Source organism: Vibrio sp. 1874 (assembly GCF_033344395.1).
Taxonomy (GTDB): Bacteria; Pseudomonadota; Gammaproteobacteria; order Enterobacterales; family Vibrionaceae; genus Vibrio; species Vibrio alginolyticus.
The window spans coordinates 1-1,450 of sequence record NZ_JAWPOR010000082.1 but is presented as its reverse complement, the minus strand read 5'-3'; the positions used below and the strand labels follow the sequence as shown (position 1 = coordinate 1,450).

Here is a 1,450-nt window from a genome sequence, read left to right as displayed (position 1 = left end):
TTGCTTGGGTCAGTGGGTACTTTTGGGGTTTAGCTCAACATCAACCAAGTGCGGCGGCAACACCAATCGCCCAAGCAGCTGCCGCAGTATCAGCAAAGCCTGCCGGTAAGTTGACCATCATTTTTGCTTCTCAAACCGGTAACGCAAAAGGTGTTGCTGAAGCGTTGGAACAAGAAGCAAAGGCAGAAGGAATTGCAGTAGAGTTGTTTGATGCAAGCGACTACAAAGGCAAAAACTTAGCCAAAGAAACGCACGTCATCATTGTTGCTTCTACCAATGGTGAAGGTGAAGCGCCAGACAATGCCATTGAGTTGCACGAGTTCTTACAATCTAAGAAAGCACCTAAGCTATCAAACCTTCAATATGGTGTGATTGCATTGGGTGATTCTAGTTATGAGTTCTTCTGCCAAACTGGTAAAGACTTTGACACGTATTTAGCAAAACTGGGCGCGACGTCTTTTATTGACCGTATTGACTGCGATGTTGATTACGAAGCGGCAGCGGAAGAATGGCGCAAGAATGCGCTAGGTAAAGTTAAAGAGACACTATCTTCTGGCAATGAAGCGGAAATTGTTCAACTTCCTGTAGGACAAGCGGCAGCTTCACATTCTCAGTACAACAAACAAAATCCATACACAGCGACGTTACTCACCAGCCAAAAGATCACGGGTCGAGACTCGGGTAAAGATGTTCGCCATATTGAAGTCGATCTAGATGGTTCGGGTCTGACATATCAACCAGGTGATGCTTTGGGTGTGTGGTACGAAAACAGCTCTGAGCTTGCTAATGAAATTCTAGGTAAAGTTGGTTTGTCTGGTGTTGAAACAGTTGACGTTGATGGCGAAAGCTTATCTATTCACAGTGCTTTAGTGAGTAAGTTCGAGATCACGACATCTAACCCACAGCTAGTGACTAAGTTTGCCGAGTTATCTGGCAGCAAGAAACTACAAAAGCTGGTGGAAGATAAAGACAAGCTTCGTGAGTACTCAGCCAACACTCAAATTGTTGATGTATTCGCAGAGAAGAAAACCAAACTGACCGCGGGTGAGTTGGTTGGTTTGTTGCGCCGTTTGACGCCTCGTCTTTACTCTATTGCTTCTAGCCAAGCTGAAGTGGATGAAGAAGTACACCTTACCGTCGGGTTGGTTGAATATGACCACAACGATGAAAAACGTTACGGTGGCGCATCGAGCTTCTTAGCTCAACGTCTAGAAGAAGGCGGTGACGTAAAAGTATTTGTTGAGCACAACAATAACTTCAAACTGCCAGAAGATGATAATACACCGATCATCATGGTTGGGCCGGGCACTGGTATTGCGCCATTCCGCAGCTTTATTCAAGAGCGTGAAAACCGCGATGCTGAAGGTAAAAACTGGTTGTTCTTTGGTGATCGCACGTTCACACAAGATTTCTTGTACCAAGTTGAATGGCAAAAATACATTAAGTCGGG

The 1,450-nt window shown here is 45.2% G+C and carries 1 protein-coding gene; it reads left to right on the top strand.

Annotated elements, in window-relative coordinates:
• Positions 1–1,450 (top strand): assimilatory sulfite reductase (NADPH) flavoprotein subunit (locus R8N46_RS24685; protein ID WP_318189707.1); only part of this gene is annotated, 1,450 nt, incomplete at both ends.